The 4,340-nt window shown below is 48.3% G+C and carries 5 protein-coding genes and 1 pseudogene; 2 read left to right on the top strand and 4 right to left on the bottom strand.

Annotated elements, in window-relative coordinates; all coding sequences use genetic code 11:
* From IQ270_RS28615 to IQ270_RS28605, 3 genes and pseudogenes are all read right to left on the bottom strand, one after another.
* Positions 1-601 (bottom strand): annotated as a pseudogene (locus tag IQ270_RS28615) (hypothetical protein); the annotation flags it as partial.
* A gap of 364 nt (positions 602-965) precedes the next feature.
* Positions 966-1,406 carry a hypothetical protein gene (locus IQ270_RS28610; protein WP_193976506.1) on the bottom strand — a complete coding sequence of 147 codons (441 nt, stop codon included), beginning with the start codon at positions 1,404-1,406 and terminating at the stop codon, positions 966-968.
* Positions 1,407-1,529: 123 nt separating this feature from the next.
* Positions 1,530-2,078, bottom strand: coding sequence for an IS607 family transposase (locus IQ270_RS28605; RefSeq protein WP_193976505.1), 549 nt, complete (start codon positions 2,076-2,078; stop codon positions 1,530-1,532).
* A gap of 107 nt (positions 2,079-2,185) precedes the next feature.
* On the opposite strand from IQ270_RS28605, the gene IQ270_RS28600 reads away from it, so the two are divergent.
* Entirely contained in the window at positions 2,186-2,416 is a 231-nt protein-coding gene (locus tag IQ270_RS28600; RefSeq protein WP_193976504.1) for a hypothetical protein, read from the top strand.
* Positions 2,417-2,456: 40 nt separating this feature from the next.
* On the opposite strand, the gene holA is transcribed toward IQ270_RS28600, so the two are convergent.
* Positions 2,457-3,434: a DNA polymerase III subunit delta gene (gene holA, locus IQ270_RS28595; RefSeq protein ID WP_193976503.1), complete on the bottom strand. Its 978-nt coding sequence runs from the start codon at positions 3,432-3,434 to the stop codon at positions 2,457-2,459.
* A 176-nt stretch (positions 3,435-3,610) separates the two neighbouring features.
* Here holA and IQ270_RS28590 point away from each other — a divergent pair.
* A partial coding sequence (locus IQ270_RS28590) for a DUF1868 domain-containing protein (protein ID WP_193976507.1) occupies positions 3,611-4,340 on the top strand: 730 nt, incomplete at its 3' end.

Here is a 4,340-nt window from a genome sequence, read left to right as displayed (position 1 = left end):
AGGGGGAAGCAGCTTCGGGGGCGCTGGGTTCTGGGTTCGAGCCACCGCCGAAGGGGAAATTTCCAGTAAAGAACAGCCCTGCGAGCGCCGCCAGAGGCACTAAGATAGCCGCAGGTATTACCCATTTGGGGAATTGTTTTTTCGGAGGCGGGACTTTTTCTTCGTCTTCGTCTTCCTCTTCGTCTTCCTCGTCGTCATCTCGATCGAATTCTGCCTCTTGATAATAGTCTTCGTCTTCAGGCTCGACATCATCTAAACCTACAGAGTCATCAGGCATTCCACTCTCGGAGGCGTAAAGCGGCTCTGCGGGCATCAGATTAATTTCTTCTTCCCACGCAGCCGAGCCGTCTCCTGTTCGACGCCCGTAAACTTTGACAGTGTGAATTGATTCGACTCCCAAATTCGTCATCCCGTTGCGGATGAAATCGACCAATGCCATTTGACTCGGCACTTTGTCTGACTCCAAAATTATGTGGAGGCAGTCGTTGTCCCGGGTTACATCGGCGTTGATGCCTTTGGGTTTGAGTGTACGGTTGATGCTAGATGCGATCGCTTTTGGATCGCCCTGCTTGAGAAGTTCCTGCAGGTTCTGTTGTGTCATGGGTAGCGCTCTTTTGTTTTGGGGGGGGTGGAGAGCCGGCAAATAATATTAACCGATCGGCGTTCGGCGGCGGACAATATTTATTTACCACATTAACTTCTACTGTGGCATTCTGAGACGATTTCTCGTATCTATTCAACACCTTTTGACCTGCGAGCGGGGAGCGAGCACATAGGCGCAAGCAAAATTCGTTGTAAAAATTTACAGCGATCCCGCCCAAAAACGGTTACAAGTTTCCTACACTCCTGGCGGACTCCCAAAATTTGAGATTTTAGTTGCTGCTCTCAGATTGCATCTGTCGAGTGTGGGCTTCTCGCTTCCAGGGCAGCAGCCAAGGGCAGCAGTGGACTTACGCCCGCCCGTACTATTTTAGTCTTACATTGCCTCTGTTAAGCGGTAACGCTGGTTCCCAATGCCAAAATCCCCAGCTCTTGATTTCTGATGTTGATAGCTGCGTTGATGTCTCTAGCGTGTCGCTGATACCAATCTCATAAAGTATCGCTACAGATACGATGTCTGCCGAAAAAATTCTATGTCTAAAATCGACACAATAAATGTAGCAACATTTTATGATATTGGTATAAATGGAACAATGTTTTATCGCAGTTTTGGGAACAAAAATTGACTGTCTTGGGTTTTGGGGAGTGCGGAATTTACAGTTGCGAGTATGTCTATCTTTGCTGAATCCTTTTTTGGCAGGTTTGACTGCAAAACAAGCATTTTTAATGGCAATCGATTCAATCTCAAAAGGCACAGAGTTTGCCGAGTTGGGCAAGCGGTGAAGAATTTCAGTTTTAATTGCCATCCAGTGCGCTTTTGTTCCCGGTTGCGACAAGTATTTGATGGTCGTGTTGCAGACAAAACGACTGAGACCAAACCATTGCTTCTGCTACGCTTTTTGTTCAGGGTTTGGGAAGATTGGGATCTTCTATGATTTTTTGCGGTCACTCGGCCAGGAATCCATTCTGTAAGAGAAGACGTGAAGGATGGCGTGAATATCCGCTGTGAGTTGGGACTCATGGCAGTGTAGAGGACTTGAGAGAACCACGATTTCTCCACCGTTTTGTTTTGCCATAAACTCGAATAGTTCAAATCCGAGCCTGCACAACCTGTCTCTACAGGCAACAACAATTGTGAGCCGATTGCCTCGCATAAGTCTGACCAATAGGGCTTGCAGTCCTTTCCGCTTGAAGTTGAGTCCTGAACCAATATCTTGGATGATTTCTGATTCAGGATAACGTTCTCGCATAAATTCGACTTGTGTTGCCAGGTCGTCTTTTTGGTTAGCCCAACTGACTCTGCAATAGCAAATAATGGCAGTTATAGTTGCACGGCAACGATAGGATTCGACATCGTAGAGTCTTTGCCCTACTTCGTTCCTGATGCTTTTGATCTTGCCTTCGTCTGCGTATTTCCTTAGCGTGTTCGGATGCAAACCCAGAAATTCGACTGCTTTTCTGAGTGGAATGTATGGCATACATTGAATGGTAGGATTTGTTAGCGCTATGATTAGTAAATCACTTAGGGATCTTTTGCCTCGCTGCCATTCAACCAGACACCTTGTGAGGTAGAGTGCGGGGATCAATGCTGCTTGAGCTAAAATCTGACATTGTTAGACACTTGGACGGTTTGGCAGTTGAGGTGGCAACGAGTTCGCGCGGTGAGAGCCGGAGAACCGAACCTATGGCGCCGAAGTCTCAAATCGAAAATCTCAAATGGACGCTTCGTGCGGCGGATGCTGGTAAGGATCGTGAATTAAATAATTTAGACAAGTTTGTGGGATGGGCGGGAGAGCCCATCCCACAAGAACAATAAAGATTGCAAGTTATTTAATTCTCATTCCTCAGAGAGAACATCAGCGAAACAAGCTAGAAAGTTCTATAACTTTGGTTTGCAGAGTTGAGATTTCTTCCCGGCCTCGTTTTAAAGAAGCTTCTAACTCTAGGAGCAAAGGCAAACTTTTTTGCAGTTTTTCTAAGCTGGCGTTCTTGACTTCTTGGCGAAAATAGTATATGCGTTTGGGATTGCCCAGGTCTAGATCTCGAGCAATTTTATCATCCCGATCGCCCGCTTCGATCATCGCCTTGACCCACAGCCAAATCCGAAACTTACCGGTCAAGCCTGCCACAATCCTCAAACCAGGCTCGTTCCGGGCCGCTAAGCCTGCCAATAACTCTAAAGCAGCTCCCGTGTTGCCCTCGCGAATCGCATCGGCTAGTTGGAAGGTATTCTGGGCGTGACAGTGGACTAATGCTGCCACTTCCTCGGGATTGAGAGGTTGGCTGCGGTTGCCTGCAAACAGGCGCAATTTTTCCAGTTCGCTGTAGAGTCCGCGGGTATCGCTACCAATGGATTGGGCCAAAAGTTCGATCGCTGTGGCGGTCAATTTGACGTTCATTTCGCTAGCAACTTGCCTCGCCCGCTGCGCTAATTCTTTGTCATTCCAAGGCGGAATCGGCGAAAATTCTCGAAATTCGGCGGACTTGGCCAGTAACTTGGTAGATTTGAGTCGGCTGTCTGGTTTTTTGACGGATGTCAGCAGGAACAGGGTGGTAGGGGGAATCACCGGCAGCGTACGTTCCAATTGGGCTAGCAGTTCTGGAGAGCACTGCTGCGTTACAGTCGTATTTGCCAGCCAGACAAAACGGCTGCCGGTACCGAAGGGCGGTGTTAAGGCTCGATCGAGTCCTTCGACCACAGCGTCAGCTCGATCGGCAATAATCTTGTCATAGTTAAAACTAGCCCAGTTGGGGTCGAGGGCAGAGGAGCGCAAACTGGTGACTGCTTGCGCCATCGCAAAGTCGTCTTCTCCCCAAAACAGGTAAAATTGCATATTTAACGCTCAGAACCCGAAAAAAATTGATTGGGACGATCGGTTTGTCCAACATATCGTGAATCAGACTGTTGGAAGCCCGCACCATAATATAAAATTTGGTGTGGGAGTATTTCACCGCGAGGAAATCAAGATTGGATGATACTTATCAAGCTTACGTAAATCGGGTGGCGCGAATGACGCTGCTCGACTCCTACAAGTCCCAGGTGGAACACATTCAGGAATCTCCAAAATTTAAGCCCGATCCAGACGGTGGGAGAAATCCTGTAGCTTTTCCGGGTTATTCGGTGATTACGCCACCTGCGGGGGAAGATGCAGAAAATACTGCACTTTACAGTAATTTGCACTCAGTCCAACAACGGCTATTGCAGGAAATCGCGGACGGTGCGATCGTAGCACTGCCTCCTGATAGCTTCCATTTAACCGTGGCTGATTTGATTTGGAGCAGCGCTTTTCAAGATGCCTCTGAGAAAAATCCCGAATTTGAGGAGCAACTGCGGGAGCGCATGAAAGATCCTTTTGCCGCCTGCAAACCCTTAGCGGGCGGCCCCCCGATTCGCTGGATCGTGCTGGGGTTGATGGTGATGACTAGAGCTGTAGGTGTGTGTTTGGCACCGACGGACGAAAACTCTTACAAGCAAATTCTAGAGTTTCGCCGATCGATCTATCAAAATCCCGATTTAATTGGTTTAGGAATTGAACAGCAATATCATTTTACGGCACACATTACTCTGGCTTATTTTGGGGACACCGGGCCGAAACTAGACCGCGCTCGTTTGTGCGCTCTGATGTCTGAGTTAAACGAGCAATGGCTTGACACGCCCCAAGAACTGTGCGTGCACCGAGCCGAACTGCGGAAGTTTGATGACATGACTAGCTACCGCCGGCAACCGGATTGGCCTGTTT

The organism is Microcoleus sp. LEGE 07076, assembly GCF_015207455.1.
Lineage (GTDB): Bacteria > Cyanobacteriota > Cyanobacteriia > Cyanobacteriales > Microcoleaceae > Microcoleus.
The sequence above is the reverse complement of the archived record's forward strand: the minus strand, read 5'-3'. Positions and strand labels throughout refer to the sequence as shown.

Coding starts and splice junctions, on each gene's coding strand:
- IQ270_RS28610 (WP_193976506.1), bottom strand. CDS start 1,406: ATGGCAATTAAAACTGAAATTCTTCACCGCTTGCCCAACTCGGCAAAC.
- IQ270_RS28605 (WP_193976505.1), bottom strand. CDS start 2,078: ATGCCATACATTCCACTCAGAAAAGCAGTCGAATTTCTGGGTTTGCAT.
- IQ270_RS28600 (WP_193976504.1), top strand. CDS start 2,186: ATGCTGCTTGAGCTAAAATCTGACATTGTTAGACACTTGGACGGTTTG.
- holA (WP_193976503.1), bottom strand. CDS start 3,434: ATGCAATTTTACCTGTTTTGGGGAGAAGACGACTTTGCGATGGCGCAA.